Origin of the sequence: Streptomyces sp. CG4 (assembly GCF_041080655.1) — a bacterium.
Lineage (GTDB): Bacteria > Actinomycetota > Actinomycetes > Streptomycetales > Streptomycetaceae > Streptomyces.
Genome location: NZ_CP163525.1, coordinates 1,734,952 through 1,750,064, shown reverse-complemented (window position 1 = coordinate 1,750,064; position 15,113 = coordinate 1,734,952). Strand labels below are relative to the sequence as shown.

Sequence of the window (15,113 nt, the reverse complement as noted above, 5' to 3'; positions counted from 1 at the left end):
CAGCCTCGAACATCCCCCGAAATACCCGAACTAACTCTCACGAAGAACGGGTTCGCGCACATCCTCAGGCGGGACGCTCATCGAGCGTGTTCTCAGTAACGACCGTGGTCATGTGCGATGTTGGTGATGGCGGGTTGGCGCGGCGTCGGACACGTGGCGCAGATACGGCTGCGGGCGCCGACGGCGATGCCGAGCTGGAAGCGGTTGTTGATGCCCAACCCGTCCATCATGGAGCGGAGCATGTAGGTCACGGTGCGACGGCTGACACCGAGCCGCCGGGCCGCGCTGGCATCGGTATGGCCGGCGGCCAGTAAGGCGATCAGCCTTTCGTGGCGGTTCTCGACCGTCTCACTCGGACTGTACGGAGGTGCGGTGATGGTGCGCGGAAGTATCTGCTCACATTTGTTGCACATTACTCGAACCAATCTGAGATTGTCATACTGGTCGAATGATGAAGAACACCCCGGTCTGCCCATTGGGGCAGGACAGCGGGAGGATCCACTTTCTCGATTGCCCGGGATCGCCCCGGTATGAGACAACGATGTCAAGTGGGATCCTTGCAAATGGCCGAATCTGAACCCGGCTGCGAGCACGACTGGGAGAACAAATTCCACAGTTCCCCTTCGATCCCGACCGGTCCAGGTGCCATGCGAAACGCTACGTTCGATCGCGCGACTGAGCCACGCACTATCGATACGTGGATACGGCACCGCCCGGCACGTTTGAAAGCCTGGTCAACCGCTGTTGGGTGGGTGTGCCCGGAACCGCGTGAAGTGAGAACAGACGCTGCCGTGACCGCGAACTCATCATCAGCGCGTGGTCGAAGTCCAGGCGGCCGACGCCGTCGACCAGCACACTCACGGCCGGAGAAGGCTCCCGGGAGACCTGGTGCTCGTCCCACATCCGCGAGAATTCAGCGCTCGCCATGTACAGATCGGCCACCAGCGCTGCCGCGGCCGCGTCGTGGCCGCGCTCAGCCACGATGACGCGCAGGTAGGCGACGTAATTACGGCCGATGGCCTCCTGGTGCTCCGGCGAGTTCAGCATCGAGCGCCGCCAGCGGCCCGAACCGAACCAGCACCAGAACATGTTTCCTTCCCAGCCGGGCAGGCCGACGGCGGCGCCGAACAGCGTTGCGTGCAAACCGTTCTGCGCCACGATGGTGGCGAGGTCGTCCACGACGAACGCCGGGGACGTCGCCGCCATCGCCCGCATGACCGACAGCAGTTCGGGATCGACGACGCCGTCCGGTTTCGCCACTGCCACTGCGGGCTCGGCGCGCCCGGCCAGCAGGTACAGGTAGGCACGCTCGTCCGGGTCCAGCCGCAACGCGCGGGCCAGCCCGGCGAGTATGGCGGCCGACGGCTGTGGTGCACGGCCCTGTTCCAGCCGTTCGTAGTAGGTCGTCGATATGTTCGCCAGGCGCGCCACCTCGTCCCGGCGCAGTCCCGGTGTCCGGCGCCGTTGACCGGTCTGCAGCCCGACCACCTCTGGTGACAACGCGTCACGTCTCCGGCGCAGGAAATCGGCCAGGGCCTCCCGCGTGGTCGACTCGGTGTTCTCCCGCATCGACTAGACCCCCCTGCGCAGGTCACAAGACACCCACCCTGATACCGTTTTGGCGATCATCACCTCGCGGGCGAGTCCTAAGCCCAGGGAGGCTCTGATGCCAAGGGCTTGCCGGTTGCGCGTGACGGCCACATTCACTCCTTTGGAGTAGGGGTGACTGAGCCTAGTAGGACTACGTCAGGTCTGACGTGATCTTGGCGTGGCTCGCGTGTCGTGCTGGGCAGGGGCCGATGGCAGGTGGTGGAGGGAGCCGAGCGCCTGGCAGCGGGCGACTCTGGCACGGGGGCGGGGCGCGCATCGTCGGTCACCCGGGCCGTGACCCTGCCTGTCCAGCCCCACGGAATCCACCTGGCAAATCCAGGCTCAGCCGGTAATCCCCGCCCGTTAATGATTCTCGCGGCAGAAACTCTCCGATTCTTGTCATCTTGGGCAAGGTCTTCTGGTGTCTTCGCGCGGTGCGCATTGTGCGGTGACCTGCGTCTATAAAATTCGTTTATCGGCGCTTCGGGACATGCGATTGCGTGGCGGTCGCATATAAGAAAGTTTGATCATCTGCCGGAGTGTAATTTCGCGGACTGGCCGTATATTTTGATCATCGTACCCGGGGGGATCGATTGGAGCTCTCACCATGCTCGAAGTGATTCATCATGTCCGGCGTCCCGGTGCCGGTCCGACCGTGTTGTTCGTCCCGGGCCTGGGAATGACCTCGCACTGTTTCGCGCCGGTGGCGGCCGGCCTCGGTCCCGACTACGACGTTGTCACCGTGGACCTGCGCGGGCATGGGGCCAGCCCGGAACCTCCGCTCGGCTGGACCATCGAGGACGCCGCGGCCGACCTGGCGCAGGTCATCGAGCACCTCGACCTGCACGATGTCACGCTCGTCGGCTGGTCGCTCGGCGCGACCGTCACCTACAACTACCTCGACCGGTATGGGACCGACCGGGTCTCCCGGCTGGTCTCGGTGGAGATGTCGCCACACTTGCTGCGGGAGGAGGGCTGGGAGCACGCGGCGTTCGGTGGTCTGGACGCGGTCGGCGCCCTGCAGGCGACCCAACAGCAGTGGACCGACCCGGACACCTACCTCACCGCCTTGATCGAGAACTGCTTCGCCTCCGGGAGCGAGCCCGAACCCGGCGCACTGCAGCCGTTGTTGGCCGAATCGCTGAAGACGTCGCGGCTGGCGCTGCTGGCCCTGTGGAGCGGGGTCCTCGCCCAGGACTGGCGCGAGCGGATCGGTGCGCTGACGCTGCCGACGTTGCTGCTGCACGGGGCGAAAAGCCGCATCTTTCCCACCGAGGTCGGCAAATGGCTGCTGGGTGCGTTCCCCGATGCCCGGCTGGAGATGTTCGCGCGGAGTGGCCACGCTCCCTTCCTCGAGGAACCGGACCGCTTCGTCCACGTGCTCCGCGACTTCGTGGACGGGACGGCGGGCGCGTGAGTCGGCTGCGCGGCAACCCTTGGGCAACGCTGGTCGTGTTGTCCCTGGGCTACTTCATGACCTTGCTGGACTCGACGATGGTCACCATCGCGATCCCCAGCATCATCGACTCGATGCACGCCACGCTCCCTCAGGTGCTGTGGTCGCTGAACAGCTACATCATCACCATCACCGTACTGTTGATCACCGCGGGCCGCTTGGGCGACCGCTACGGCCCGCGTCAGGTATTCGTCGTGGGCATCCTGCTCTTCACCGTCGCGAGCCTGCTGTGCGGGCTCGCGACGGTACCCGGCATCCTGGTCGGCGCCCGGGTGCTGCAGGGTGCCGGTGCCGCGCTGCTCATGCCGCAGAGCCTGACCCTGATCGTGGCCGCCTTCCCGCGCGAGCGGCGCGGTACGGCACTGGGGGTGTGGGGCGCCATCGGCGGGGTGGCCTCGGTGCTCGGCCCTTCTCTCGGCGGTCTGTTGATCAACGCGGCCGGCTGGCGGTGGATCTTCCTCATCAACCTGCCGATCGGCGTGCTCGTCGTGGTGGCGGGCCTGACGATCGTCCCGGACCTGCGGACGGGCCGGCAGCACACCCTGGACCTGCTCGGCGTCGGTATCGCCTCGGTGGCCCTCGCCTGCTTCGCCTACGCCGTGACCAACGGCGCGGATCACCACTGGGGCCCCCTCGTCTGGGCACTGCTGGTGGCAGCCGCGCTCTTCGGCACAGGCTTCACCGTCCGCCAGCGACATCGCCAGGACAGTGATCCGCTGGTGCCCTTTGCCCTCTTGCGGATCCGCAGCTACACCGTGACGCTCGGGATCGCCGCCTCGATCACCGGAGCCACCTTCGCCATCACGGTGGTGGCCGCGCTGTACTTCCAGTCGGAACTGGGCCTGAGCGCCTTCCGGGCAGGGCTGCTCCTGGCACCGGCCTCGGCGATGTCCATGCTGATCGCCCTCTTCGCCGGCCGGCTGGCCGACCGGATCGAGGGCCGGTACATCCTGCTGACCGGCATGGTCGTACAGGGTGTCGGCATCCTGTGGACCGCGTTGCTGATGACGGGCTCGGTGCACTGGACGGCCTTCCTGGCCCCGATGGCTGTCGTCGGCATGGGCAACGGCTGCTCGATCGCGCCGAGGACGACGGTCGCCATGCGCGACGTCCCCCAGGCATTGACGGGTGCGGCCTCCGGGATCCTGGAAACGACGCGACAGCTGGGGGCGATGGTCTTCACCGCGGGCGTCGTGGCGCTGATGCAGGATCTGCGGTCGGTGGCGGGTGGCAGCGGTGCGGCGATGCGCGCGGCCACGGTCCTGCCGATCGCGGCGCTCGCGCTCGGCGCCGTAGCCTGCCTGGCGCTGCCGCGCGAGGCGGCCGAGCCGGCCGTGCACGCACGGCCGGTACCGTCGGACTCGCGGCGACCGACCTGAGGACTCCTCTCGCATGGGGTCGGGCCAGTGCCTGTTGGGGCACTAGCTTCCGGAACCGTTCTGTCCGGGCGTGTTGTGGAGGAGGAAGCTGATGTTCTCGTGGACGGAGGCGTGTTCTTCGGCCGCGAACAGGGCATGGCCCGCTCGCCAGTACCGGATGCGCAGACCTTCGTACTCGAAGACCTTCGGAGCCCGGCGACGGTCCAGGTCGATCGAGACGACGGCCTCGGGGTGCGGGAAGGCGTACGACGGCCAGGTGAAGGGAGCGTCCGTCGGGCCGTTGAAGAAGCCCACGCCGTAGTGGTGGCCGGTCGGCCGGGGCCGGCGCGGCGCCCGGCCGTTGAGCATCGCGTCGAAGTACGCCTCGTACGGACGTATCTCGTACGCCGACTGGAGCAGCTCGACGACGCGGTCGCCGGGGTAGCGGGTGTGGATCTCGACGAGCTCGATCCGGTCGTCGAGCAGCTTGATCTCGGCGTGCATCGGCGAGGTGACGAAGCCCAGCGCCGACACGACGGCCTGCAGATACTCCTCGACCTGCGCGCCCCGCTCCTGCGTGTGCTTGCTGGGCACCATGTGGCCGACTTCTTCGAAGTGCGGCATGCCGGTGTTGACCTTGTCGGTCAGGCTGAACAGCGTGAGCCGACCGTCGACGACGAGTCCCTCGGCGCTGATCTCGGTGCCCGGCACGTACTCCTCGACGATGACCTCGTGCGTACGGTGGTCCCCGGCCAGGTGAGCCACCCGGGCGTCACGCTCGTCACGATTGCTCTCGGCCAGGTCGTACGGGTCGAAGACGCGGGCCAGCTCGGAATGGTCGGCGACGAATGTCACGCCGTGGCTGCCGCTGAACGATCGCGGCTTGACCACCACCGGCGGCTCCAGGCCGCCGAGCAGGTCCTCGGGGAAGAGCAGCGAACTCCGGTGAAAACCAACCTGGGTGAGCCCGTGCTCGCGCAGTACTTCGCGGGTCTCCGCCTTGTCCAGGACGCGGGCCTCGACGGCGGACGGCGTGCCGGGGATGCCGAGTTGCTCGCGCACGGCCGCGGCCAGCTCCATGGAGAACTCGGTGATGGCAAGGACGGTCGCCGGCTCGGTGTCGCGCACGCAGTCGGCGATGAGCAACGGGTCGAGGGCTTTGACGGTCCGGGTCTGCACGGCGGTCTGTTCGCCGATCTGCGCGAGGGACTCGGGCGTGTCGACGACGAGGAGCGAGGCGCCGAGGGTGGCCGCGTCACGGACGGCGTCGTCCAGTTCGTGGACGCTCCACGGGACTCCCACGAGCACGACGGTCTTAGTATTCATCCCGCTATTTTCCATACACAACAGTACGTCGACAATGGCGATTACTTGCAGGAGTTGTTATCGACCGATCAAAAATCATTATTGGACCGCTCCGTCGCAGGTTGCATAGGATCAATTTGACCCAGTGCCACACGGTGTGCGAATTATTCGAGTGAATCAACAGCGTATTTCGCGCGTGACCGTGTCCCTTCATCGATTTGCCAGGAGAATCATGATCGGAACCATCGACCGGGAGATTCTGCTCGCGCACGCCCGGATGATCGCTTCGTCCGGCGGGAAGGCAGTCCCCGACGGGGCAAAAGAGCTTTCCGACCTGGAGATCTGCGGTCCTGCCGAGATAACGGCGACGACCAGGGCGGCGGCCGAACGTGACGGCAGCGTGCTCGTCTCCAGCGGCGGCACCACGGGCACCCCGAAGCTGACATACCTGCCCCACCACATGGCCTTTGACCGACTCCTGCCGGTCTGGAGCCCGTTGGGCATCGGCGATGTCGTGCTCAACCTCTACGACGCGGGCCGCATGTGGGGTACCCACTATTTCGTCCAGAAGCTCGCCGAGCGTACCGAATCCACGGTGATTCCCTCGGGGCCGATGACGGCCGAGGAACTCGAGCTCCGGCTTCCGATGCTCCGCGAGGTCGGCGTCAGCGCGCTGGCCAGCGTTCCGTCCGTTCTCGCCGACTTCGCCGAGACCGTGCTCAAGACTGGCGTGAAGCCGCCGGTCAAGACCATCATCTGGATGGGCGAGGCATGGACGGAGGCCAAGCGGGAGCTGGTTCGGCAAGCCTTTCCCGATGTGCGGCTGTGGGGCATCTATGGCTCGGTCGAGACCTGGGCGATGGGGTCCAACCGGCCGGAGTGCGACGAGACGACGCTCCATCTGCTCGCGGACCAGATCTTCGAGTTGGAAGACGCGGGTGCCTTGCTGACCCGGGCCGGCGATGGATGGACCGTGCCCGTCGTTCGTTATCGCCTCGGTGACCGCATCGAGGCAGCGGAGTGCCGCTGCGGACGCGGGGACGCGTTTCGGGTCCTGGGGCGTGCTGACGACGGTTTCAGCCTGCTCGGCAACTATGTCAACATCGCCGACATCGTCGACCGCGCCCGGCACTGCCCGGACGTCGTGGACGCCCAGCTCGTGTTGGTTCGCGACACCGACATGGCCGACTCGGCGCGTTCGATGACCGTCGAATACACCGGCACGGCTGCCCCGGAAGCCGTCCGGAGCTGGCTGACGGGGAGTCACGTGCGACTCGGCACCGTCGACAGCCAGCACCCCGAGGCGATCTCCGCCCGCCGGGTCGACCGGTTGCGCCGCATCACGAGGACGAACAAGACGCCGACCGCGGTGTGGCAGGACGCACTGGGAAGCGGTTCCTAGCACGCGGGGCAGGAGTGTGTCCCCGAGTCGTCGGATCTCCGCCATGGTGAGCCGGGGGATTACGTCGGCACCAGCCGACATGGCGGCGGACCTCCTCGGCGGGCGGTTCGGCCGCGGCCCAGCCGTAGGCCCGCGGGCCTTTCGTACCGTCGCCGCAGGACAGCCGCTGCCAGGCATCGGCGGGGGAGACTCCCCGGGGCGAGGGCTGTTCGAGTGCTCTGACGCCGCAGGCGGCGACCGGCATGGAGTCGGCCGCCGCCTGGCGGAAGGGATTCAGGTTCGTATGCGCGGAGTGACGCGGTGTCAGCTGGTCGCGCTGCCCGCGGTCCACTCGGTCCACGGCATGTTCCAGTCGCTGAGGCCGTTGTCCGGGGCCAACATGGTCTTGTCCGCGGAGTTCTTGACCATCACGACGTCACCGATCATCGAGTTGTCGAAGAACCACGCGGCGGGCTGCTTGCCGTCGCCGCCGCCCTTGACGTCCGGCAGGCCCACGCAGCCGTGGCTGGTGTTGACCTTGCCGAAGATCGAGTCGCCACCCCAGTAGTTGCCGTGGATGAACGTGCCCGAGTCGGTCAGGCGCATGGCGTGCGGTACGTCATTGATGTCGTACGCGGGCTTGCCGTCCTGCTTCGTGAGGCCGACGCTCGCACCGTTCATATGGATCTGCCGGAACTTCTCGGAGATGACCATCCGACCGTTGTACGTCGGGTGCTCGGGGCTGCCGGACGAGATCGGAATGGTCCTGATCGTCTTGCCGTCCCGTACGACGGTCATCTGCTTCGTCCTGACGTCGACCGTGCTGATCTGGCTCCGGCCGATCTTGAACGTGACCGTCTTCTGGATGCCGTTGCGGGTGAGCTTGACGGTGACGGTGGAGCCGGGCTTCCAGTAGCTCTCGGGGCGGAAGTCCAGACGGTCGTCGTTGAACCAGTGACCGACGACCCGCTGCCCGCTGCTGGAGCTGACCTGGATCTCCGACTCCACTGCGGCCTTGTCGCTGATCGCTCTGTCGAAGGAGACCGTCACCGGCATGCCCACGCCGACGATCGAGCCGTCCTCGGGGGAGAGGTGCCCGATGAAGTCGTTGGCCGGGGAGACCGTGGTGATCGTGGCGTTCCCGGTGGCGGAGCGGCCCTTGGCGTCCTCGCCCTCCGCGGCGACCTGATATCGGGTGGCTCGCTCCAGTCGGCCGTTCGACTGCCAGGACGTGCCGTCTGCGGACAGGGTGCCCGGAATCTCGGCGCCGGTCGCGACGGCCGTCATGGTCACCTTGGTGAGCTTGCCGTTGCTGACGGTGACCTTCACGGGGCGGTTGATCCCGACGTCGTAGGCACCTTGCCCAGGCGTGATCCTTATTCGGGCGTCGGAAGCGTCCTGGGCGCCCACCTGGCCTCCCCGCGCCTGCGGCTTCGAGTGATCCCCGGCGCCGTTTCCGCTGGTGGCGGCGTTGCTGGTGCCGCCAAGGGCAGTGAGCGTGAGGACGCCGCCGAGTACGCCGGCCGTAGCCATCAGCCTGGTATGTCGCTTACCTACCGTGATCAAACGCTGCTCCCATGCCGCTGGTCATTGAATCCCTGGAGCTGGTCACCGCAGCAGCGGCAACCAGCAGCAAAGAACCACTTTTACGCATTCATCCCTCCTGAAGGGAGTGAATTGTGGCGAATTCCACGCATCGCGAGAGCGACACCGAGGCTGTGCTCGAGGGCCGGGCGGCGCGTTGTCGATCTGCTTTTGCTGCTCAGTGCAGGCCATGGCGGGGTCTCCGGGCGGCGTCCTGGCCCCGGCGCTGCGCCCACACGGTCGCAGCACCGGAGCCGGTACCCGCGGCGTCAGTCGCAGGTGCTGAGCATCTTGACGAGCTTCGTCTTCTCATCGGTCGTGATGCCCGGCCCGTACACGTACTTGATGTCGGTCCAGGCCCGTGAGTAGGTGCACCAGTAGTCCTCGTTCGACGGCGCCCATTCGTCCGGGGATTGGTCGCCCTTCGAGCGGTTCGATCCAGCGGAGACGGCGATCAGCTGCGAGTGATCGAGATCATTGGCCACATGGAGTCCTGGGTGACGTCTTGTCCGTCACGCGAGAGCACGACTTCACGGGTGTCGCCTTGCCCGTACACCTTGGCCCAGTGGGGGAACTTGGCCCGCGTGTAGCCGGGCGCCTCGTAGGGGGCCTCGACCTTGAGCTCGCCAAGCTCCTTGAGGGCGACGTCGGCAGTCGGTGGCTCCGGCAGATCTCGATGCAGCGCCGGTGCACTGCGGTGGGACAGAGGGGCCGCGGAGGCAGGGGTGGCGACGGCCGGGAGGAAGCCGGCCAGGCACACCGCTGGACCTGGCGGTGCCATGACTGAAGAAGTCGGCGTCATCACGGGCGAACTGACCGTCGCCACCAAGGCCCTCGCAGACGGGCGTGCCCACGTCGCCATCCAGTACGCGCAAGCCGACGAGTGGTACACCCTCACCGGCAGCCTCTCCCCGATTCCGCCCGCCGGGCTCGCCGCCCTCCACCAGGAGGTCCTTGAACGTGTCCGCAGCGGCGGCGGAGCCGAAGCCTCGCGCTGAAGTCCTCGCCACGGGCCGCCCAGCACCGCGGGCGGGTAACGCCCGAACGGGGCATCTCCCGTAATCCTGCGGCGTGCGACGCGGTCCAGAGAGGAATGAAGGAGGGAGAATTCCAGACCCTCGCGGAAAAAATCAACGACAGCCTCTTGGCGCCGGGTTCACAGGGCGCGGCCGCTGTCACCGCCGTCTTCCAGGAGGTGTGGGAGGACATGGCCGCGCGCATGGGCGTCGACGGCGACCAGCGCATCTCCCTCGATGAATTCATCACGGACAAGCTCGAAGCGGCCCGGGCCGGCGCCGTCGCCGCGCACACCCGGAAACGGGAGGAGCTGCGAAGGCGCCTGTTCGAGGCGATGGACCGTGACGGAGACGGCAAGGTGAGCATGGCCGAACACCGGGGCATCTTCCGGGCTTTCGGCGTCTCGGCAACCGATGCCGAGAGGGCGTTCGCCAGGCTTGACGTGGACCAGGACGGCTCCTTGACCATCGACGAGATGATCGAAGCGACCCTTGAGTACAACACCAGCACCGATCCGCAGGCCGGCAGCAGCGAGCTGCTCGGTCCCCTTGGGCCCCGATAGCCGTAGACAGCGTGCCGTGGGCCGCTCGAAGGCATCGTCCGCCGCCGAGCCCCCGCCGACACCCGTGACCCGGCGGTCACCGCGGTCCACGACTGGGTGGACGGCAGGCCCGACTCGTCTGCTGCTCTGTATTCCATGGTGCGGAGCTGCCTGCCGGCCCGTTTGCGGGGCATGCTGGTGTCATGGACGGGCGGCCTCCGGTGGTGGTGTTCCCGCCCGCGCAGGACGGCGGACGGCGGGTGACGATCCGCGGTGAGTCCGTGGGCACTGCCTACAACCTTTTCGACGTGCTCGAATTCCTGCACCAGGAGGGCCTGCCTGCCGCTGACACCACCATCGACGACCCCGAGCTGATCGACTGGCGCGGTGGCGGACCGTACGACTGGCCCAACAGCGGGTAGCTCCCCGATCATGACAAATCGGCCTAATTAGGATAGTGGAATTGCTAAATTTCGCAATTGGTTAGATGCTGAGTCCGCTGTGCTCGCATGTGGCCACGAGTGCAGCTTCTGTGTGTCTCGCCCTGGGCGGGGCTGTGCGAAGGAAGCTGAGGGGTCGTGTCGGTTCCGCTGTACCAGGCGAAGGCGGAGTTCTTCCGGATGCTGGGGCATCCCGTACGGATACGGGTGCTGGAGCTGTTGCAGGACGGGCCGATGCCGGTGCGGGAGCTGCTGGCCGCGATCGAGGTGGAGCCGTCGAGCCTGTCGCAGCAGCTGGCGGTGCTGCGCCGCTCGGGGATCGTCACGTCTGCTCGTGAGGGCTCGACCGTCGTCTACGAGCTGGCCGGCGGTGACGTCGCGGACCTGATGAGGGCCGCGCGGCGGATCCTGACCGAGATGCTCGCCGGGCGGAACGAGCTGCTGGCCGAGCTGCGGGAAGCCGAGGTCGCCGCCCGATGAGCAGCATTGTCGTCCAGACGGTTCGGGCCCGGATCACCTCGATGCTGCCCTCCCGCTCCGATCTGGCGCAGGTACGGCGTGATCCGCGCCGGGATCTGCTCGCGGGGCTTACCGTGGCGATCGTGGCGCTGCCGCTCGCCCTCGGCTTCGGCGTCTCCTCGGGCCTGGGCGCGGAGGCGGGCCTGGCGACCGCGGTGGTGGCCGGTGCGCTGGCGGCGGTCTTCGGCGGCTCGAATCTGCAGGTCTCGGGGCCGACCGGCGCAATGACGGTGGTGCTGGTGCCGATCGTCGCCCAGTACGGTGCGACCGCCGTTCTCACGGTGGGTCTGATGGCGGGGGCGATGCTCGTCGTCCTCGCCGCGCTCAGGGCCGGGCGCTACATGCAGTACGTGCCGGCACCGGTGATCGAGGGCTTCACCCTCGGCATCGCCGGTGTGATCGGGCTCCAGCAGGTGCCGAACGCTCTGGGCGTGCCCAGGCCCGAGGGCGACAAGGTGCTCGTCGTCACCTGGCACGCGGTCGAGGAGTTCGTGAAGTCCCCGCACTGGACCGCCTTCGGGCTCGCGGGCGCCGTGGTCGTGCTGATGCTGGCCGGGGCGCGGTGGCGGCCGACCGTGCCGTTCTCCATCGTCGCCGTGATCGCCGCCACGGCCGTGGTCCAGGCCGCCCACCTGGACGTGAAGCCGATCGGTGATCTGCCCGCGGGACTTCCCGCGCCCTCCCTGTCCTTCCTCCACCTCGGCTCGCTCGGTTCGCTGCTCGCCCCGGCGGTGGCGGTGGCCGCGCTGGCCGCGCTGGAGTCGCTGATGTCCGCGGCCGCCGCCGACGCGATGACCGTGGGGCAGCGGCACGACCCGGACCGGGAGCTGCTCGGCCAGGGCCTGGCCAACATCGCCGCCCCGCTGTTCGGCGGCGTCCCGGCCACCGGCGCGATCGCCCGCACGGCCGTCAACGTCCGCACGGGCGCCGGCTCCCGGCTGGCCGCCCTCACCCACGCCGCCGTTCTCGCCGTGATCGTCTTCGCGGCGGCACCCCTGGTGTCGAAGATCCCGCTCGCTGCACTGGCCGGCGTCCTGCTGGCCACCGCGATCCGCATGGTCGAGGTCGGCTCGCTGAGGGCGATGGCGAAGGCCACGCGGTCCGACGCCGCGATACTTGTCCTCACCGCGGTCGCGACCCTCGCCCTTGATCTCGTCTACGCGGTGATCATCGGGCTGGTCGTCGCGGGCGCCCTCGCGCTGCGTGCGGTGGCCAAGCAGGCCCGCCTGGACCAGATGCCGCTCGACCACGGCGACCACACGGCCGAGGAGCACGCACTGCTCGCCGAGCACATCGTCGCCTACCGCATCGACGGGCCGCTGTTCTTCGCCGCCGCGCACCGCTTCCTGCTGGAGCTGACCGAGGTCGCGGACGTACGGGTGGTCGTGTTGCGGATGTCGCGGGTGTCCACGATGGACGCCACCGGTGCCCTCGTCCTGAAGGACGCCGTGGAGAAGCTGAACCGTCGCGGCACCGTCGTCCTGGCCTCGGGGATACGTCCCGGTCAGCGGCAGGTCCTCGACTCCGTCGGCGCGCTGGAGCTGCTGCGGCACGGGGGCCGGGAGTATGCGACGACACCGGAGGCGATCAGCGCCGCCCGCGCTCACCTGGAGCTGGCCGGAGTCCTGTCCGCCGTTCCCGCGCAGAAGACGAGCCCGAAGCACACCGACACCAGCGAGGAATCAGTCCGATGAGCACGTCCTCCAGCACCCTGCGCATGGTCGAGGTCTCCGGTGCGGAAGCACTGTGGCTGCTGGAAGGGGCGGAGCTGGGGCGGCTGGTGTTCGTGCAGCGTGAGGCGACCGTCGTACGGCCCGCTCGGCATGTGTGGGAGTACGGCCGGCTGGTCGTGCGCACGCCGGTTCAGCCGGCTGTCGTTCCGCTGACCGCGGCCTATCACGCCGACGCGGTCCAGGCCGCGACCGGCACCGGCTGGACGGTGACCGCTTCCGGACCGGCCGAGGTGATCAGTGATCCGGACGAGGCCGCCCACTACCGGCGCACACTCGCCGGCTGGGCCCACGGCCCGCACGACACCGTCGTCCGCATCCACCCGCAGACGGTCACCGGATTCCGCCTCATCCGGGGAACGGACAAGCGATGACCACACAACTGGAAGCACTGCCACACCACCACATGCTCACCCTGCCCACCATCCCGGCCGCGGTCCGAGTGGCCCGGGAGACCGCCGAGCAGACCCTGGTGGAATGGGGCATCGGGCTGCGGCACTCCACCGTTGATCCGGCGCTGCTGATCCTGAGCGAGCTGGTCGCCAACAGCGTCCGGCACGCCGCCGTCCTTTCCCCCAAGATCACGGTCTTCTACGCGGCCGGCCCGGACTGCTTCGTCTTCGCCGTCCACGACCGCCACCCCTACCAGCCGCCCTTGTACGGCGCGGTCGCCGGAACGGGCAGCGGCGGCCTGGGCACCGTGATGGAGCTCGTACTCGGCCTGGGCGGCACCGCGGTCGTCCGCGCGGACCCCGACGGCAAGGGCAAAAGCATCTGGATCACCCTGCCCCTGTGATCAGGCCCCGGCCTCACCCCGCCATTGCACAAGGAAGTTCCCCCCGTATGACCATCGACTGGCGCTACACCATCGAGCAGGATCTCGGCATCCTCTCCGTCGCCGGATATCTCGGCCCGGAGGCGGTCCGCCGTTTCAGCGGTGCGATCGGCTGGGTCGTCGCCCGCGGCACCGGGCCGGTCGTCCTCGACCTGACCGAGCTGCGCAGCTGGTCCGCCGAAGGCCAGCTGGCCATCACCGAGGCCGCGCGCCGCCTCGCCGAATCCGGCCGTAGCCTGGAGCTGGCCGCCATCCCCGCCGACGGCTCACTGGTCCCGGCCGGCGACTGCCCGGACATCCCCGTCCACTGCGACCTGACCGCCGCCCTCGCCGCCCACGGCCGAGGCCCGTCGGCTCCTGCAGAGAGCCAGCAGGAGTGGCGCACCGACGGCTGGCCCGCCTGACACATGCTCCCCTTGTGAAGCGCGGATCGGCTCGCTTGACGTACGTATCGGCTCACTGAGAGAAAGACACTGAACCCATGAGTGACAAGCTTCCCCCCTGCCCCGAGTGCTCCAGTGCGTACACGTACGAGATGGGCGCACTCCTCGTCTGTCCCGAATGCGGCCACGAGTGGTCGTCCACCGACGCATCCGCCGACGCCGGCGCAGACAAGGCCGTCAGGGATGCGGTCGGCAATGTGCTCGCCGACGGTGACACCGTGACGGTGGTCAAGACGCTCAAGGTCAAGGGCAGCCCGACCGGCATCAAGGCGGGCACCAAGGTGCGCAACATCCGTCTCGTCGACGGCGTGGACGGCCACGACATCGACTGCAAGATCGACGGCTTCGGTGCCATGCAGCTGAAGTCCAGCGTGGTGAAGAAGGTCTGAATCGGCTCTTCATCACTGAATTCGGCGACCGTGCTCCTTGGTGCGGGTTCGGTTCTGCCGGTGCCACGCGCGAGGATGGGGCGCATGTTCGTGACGAGTGGGTGGATGCGATGCCGAGTGGTCCGGCCGGACAGGTCGTGCCGTGCCGGTGAGGGGACGGCACGGTGAGTGCGCCGCTGTACCAGCTGAAGGCCGAGTTCTTCAAGACGCTCGGCCACCCGGCCCGCATCCGCGTTCTGGAGTTGTTGAGCGAGCGCGAGCACGCGGTCGCCGAAATGCTGCCCGAGGTGGGAATCGAGCCCGCGCACCTGTCCCAGCAGCTGGCCGTGCTGCGGCGGGCGAACCTGGTGCGCACCCGCAAGGAGGGGTCGAACGTCTATTACTCGTTGGCCAGCCCCGAGGTGGCGGAACTGCTGCGGGTGGCTCGCTCGATCCTGTCCGGCGTGCTGGCGGGGCAGGCGGAACTCCTCGCCGACCTCAGAGCGGCCCAGTCCGAGGGGAAGCCGCCGTCGTAGGCGGCCGGGC

Annotated in this window: 19 protein-coding genes; 13 read left to right on the top strand and 6 right to left on the bottom strand. The window is 67.9% G+C overall.

Annotation, left to right across the window (positions count from 1 at the left end):
• Positions 1–92: 92 nt before the first annotated feature.
• Positions 93–476 (bottom strand): helix-turn-helix domain-containing protein, encoded by a 384-nt coding sequence (locus AB5L52_RS08125; RefSeq protein ID WP_351024968.1) that lies wholly within the window; start codon positions 474–476, stop codon positions 93–95.
• Between the two features lie 211 nt (positions 477–687).
• A complete protein-coding gene (locus tag AB5L52_RS08120) occupies positions 688–1,569 on the bottom strand; it encodes a helix-turn-helix transcriptional regulator (protein ID WP_351024971.1) in 882 nt (293 codons plus the stop codon).
• A 628-nt stretch (positions 1,570–2,197) separates the two neighbouring features.
• Between AB5L52_RS08120 and AB5L52_RS08115 the strand changes: the two genes are divergently transcribed.
• Together AB5L52_RS08115 and AB5L52_RS08110 are read left to right on the top strand one after the other, a co-directional pair.
• On the top strand, positions 2,198–3,007 hold the full coding sequence (locus AB5L52_RS08115; protein ID WP_369363128.1) for an alpha/beta fold hydrolase: 810 nt from the start codon (positions 2,198–2,200) through the stop codon (positions 3,005–3,007).
• Entirely contained in the window at positions 3,004–4,425 is a 1,422-nt protein-coding gene (locus AB5L52_RS08110; protein ID WP_351024975.1) for a DHA2 family efflux MFS transporter permease subunit, read from the top strand. The genes AB5L52_RS08115 and AB5L52_RS08110 overlap by 4 nt, the downstream gene beginning before the upstream one ends.
• A gap of 42 nt (positions 4,426–4,467) precedes the next feature.
• Here the strand turns inward: AB5L52_RS08110 and AB5L52_RS08105 are convergent, their stop codons facing one another.
• Positions 4,468–5,730, bottom strand: coding sequence for an ATP-grasp domain-containing protein (locus AB5L52_RS08105; RefSeq protein WP_351024978.1), 1,263 nt, complete (start codon positions 5,728–5,730; stop codon positions 4,468–4,470).
• Positions 5,731–5,941: 211 nt separating this feature from the next.
• On the opposite strand from AB5L52_RS08105, the gene AB5L52_RS08100 reads away from it, so the two are divergent.
• On the top strand, positions 5,942–7,111 hold the full coding sequence (locus AB5L52_RS08100) for an AMP-binding protein (RefSeq protein ID WP_351024980.1): 1,170 nt from the start codon (positions 5,942–5,944) through the stop codon (positions 7,109–7,111).
• Positions 7,112–7,414: 303 nt separating this feature from the next.
• On the opposite strand, the gene AB5L52_RS08095 is transcribed toward AB5L52_RS08100, so the two are convergent.
• The 3 genes from AB5L52_RS08095 to AB5L52_RS08085 form a co-directional block, all read right to left on the bottom strand.
• A complete protein-coding gene (locus tag AB5L52_RS08095; RefSeq protein ID WP_369363127.1) occupies positions 7,415–8,623 on the bottom strand; it encodes an Ig-like domain-containing protein in 1,209 nt (402 codons plus the stop codon).
• A 320-nt stretch (positions 8,624–8,943) separates the two neighbouring features.
• Positions 8,944–9,159: a hypothetical protein gene (locus AB5L52_RS08090; protein ID WP_351024985.1), complete on the bottom strand. Its 216-nt coding sequence runs from the start codon at positions 9,157–9,159 to the stop codon at positions 8,944–8,946.
• Positions 9,129–9,455 (bottom strand): hypothetical protein, encoded by a 327-nt coding sequence (locus AB5L52_RS08085; protein ID WP_369363126.1) that lies wholly within the window; start codon positions 9,453–9,455, stop codon positions 9,129–9,131. The genes AB5L52_RS08090 and AB5L52_RS08085 overlap by 31 nt, the downstream gene beginning before the upstream one ends.
• Here AB5L52_RS08085 and AB5L52_RS08080 point away from each other — a divergent pair.
• The 10 genes from AB5L52_RS08080 to AB5L52_RS08035 all read left to right on the top strand — a co-directional run bounded on the left by AB5L52_RS08080 (position 9,454) and on the right by AB5L52_RS08035 (position 15,103).
• Positions 9,454–9,672: a hypothetical protein gene (locus AB5L52_RS08080; RefSeq protein WP_369363125.1), complete on the top strand. Its 219-nt coding sequence runs from the start codon at positions 9,454–9,456 to the stop codon at positions 9,670–9,672. The two genes, AB5L52_RS08085 and AB5L52_RS08080, sit on opposite strands and share 2 nt — an antisense overlap.
• Before the next feature lie 95 nt (positions 9,673–9,767).
• Positions 9,768–10,253 (top strand): EF-hand domain-containing protein, encoded by a 486-nt coding sequence (locus AB5L52_RS08075; protein WP_369363124.1) that lies wholly within the window; start codon positions 9,768–9,770, stop codon positions 10,251–10,253.
• Positions 10,254–10,435: 182 nt separating this feature from the next.
• Positions 10,436–10,654 (top strand): hypothetical protein, encoded by a 219-nt coding sequence (locus AB5L52_RS08070; protein WP_369363123.1) that lies wholly within the window; start codon positions 10,436–10,438, stop codon positions 10,652–10,654.
• 156 nt (positions 10,655–10,810) lie between these two features.
• On the top strand, positions 10,811–11,152 hold the full coding sequence (locus AB5L52_RS08065; protein WP_351024996.1) for a metalloregulator ArsR/SmtB family transcription factor: 342 nt from the start codon (positions 10,811–10,813) through the stop codon (positions 11,150–11,152).
• Positions 11,149–12,885, top strand: coding sequence for a SulP family inorganic anion transporter (locus AB5L52_RS08060; RefSeq protein ID WP_369363122.1), 1,737 nt, complete (start codon positions 11,149–11,151; stop codon positions 12,883–12,885). Before AB5L52_RS08065 ends, AB5L52_RS08060 begins: the two co-directional genes overlap by 4 nt.
• Positions 12,882–13,295, top strand: coding sequence for a pyridoxamine 5'-phosphate oxidase family protein (locus AB5L52_RS08055; RefSeq protein ID WP_351563476.1), 414 nt, complete (start codon positions 12,882–12,884; stop codon positions 13,293–13,295). The genes AB5L52_RS08060 and AB5L52_RS08055 overlap by 4 nt, the downstream gene beginning before the upstream one ends.
• Positions 13,292–13,717 (top strand): ATP-binding protein, encoded by a 426-nt coding sequence (locus AB5L52_RS08050; RefSeq protein ID WP_369363121.1) that lies wholly within the window; start codon positions 13,292–13,294, stop codon positions 13,715–13,717. The genes AB5L52_RS08055 and AB5L52_RS08050 overlap by 4 nt, the downstream gene beginning before the upstream one ends.
• Before the next feature lie 47 nt (positions 13,718–13,764).
• Entirely contained in the window at positions 13,765–14,160 is a 396-nt protein-coding gene (locus AB5L52_RS08045; protein WP_369363120.1) for an anti-sigma factor antagonist, read from the top strand.
• 77 nt (positions 14,161–14,237) lie between these two features.
• Positions 14,238–14,588, top strand: a complete 351-nt coding sequence (locus AB5L52_RS08040) for a zinc ribbon domain-containing protein YjdM (RefSeq protein WP_351025009.1) — start codon at positions 14,238–14,240, stop codon at positions 14,586–14,588.
• A gap of 164 nt (positions 14,589–14,752) precedes the next feature.
• On the top strand, positions 14,753–15,103 hold the full coding sequence (locus AB5L52_RS08035; RefSeq protein WP_369363119.1) for an ArsR/SmtB family transcription factor: 351 nt from the start codon (positions 14,753–14,755) through the stop codon (positions 15,101–15,103).
• Positions 15,104–15,113 lie beyond the last annotated feature (10 nt).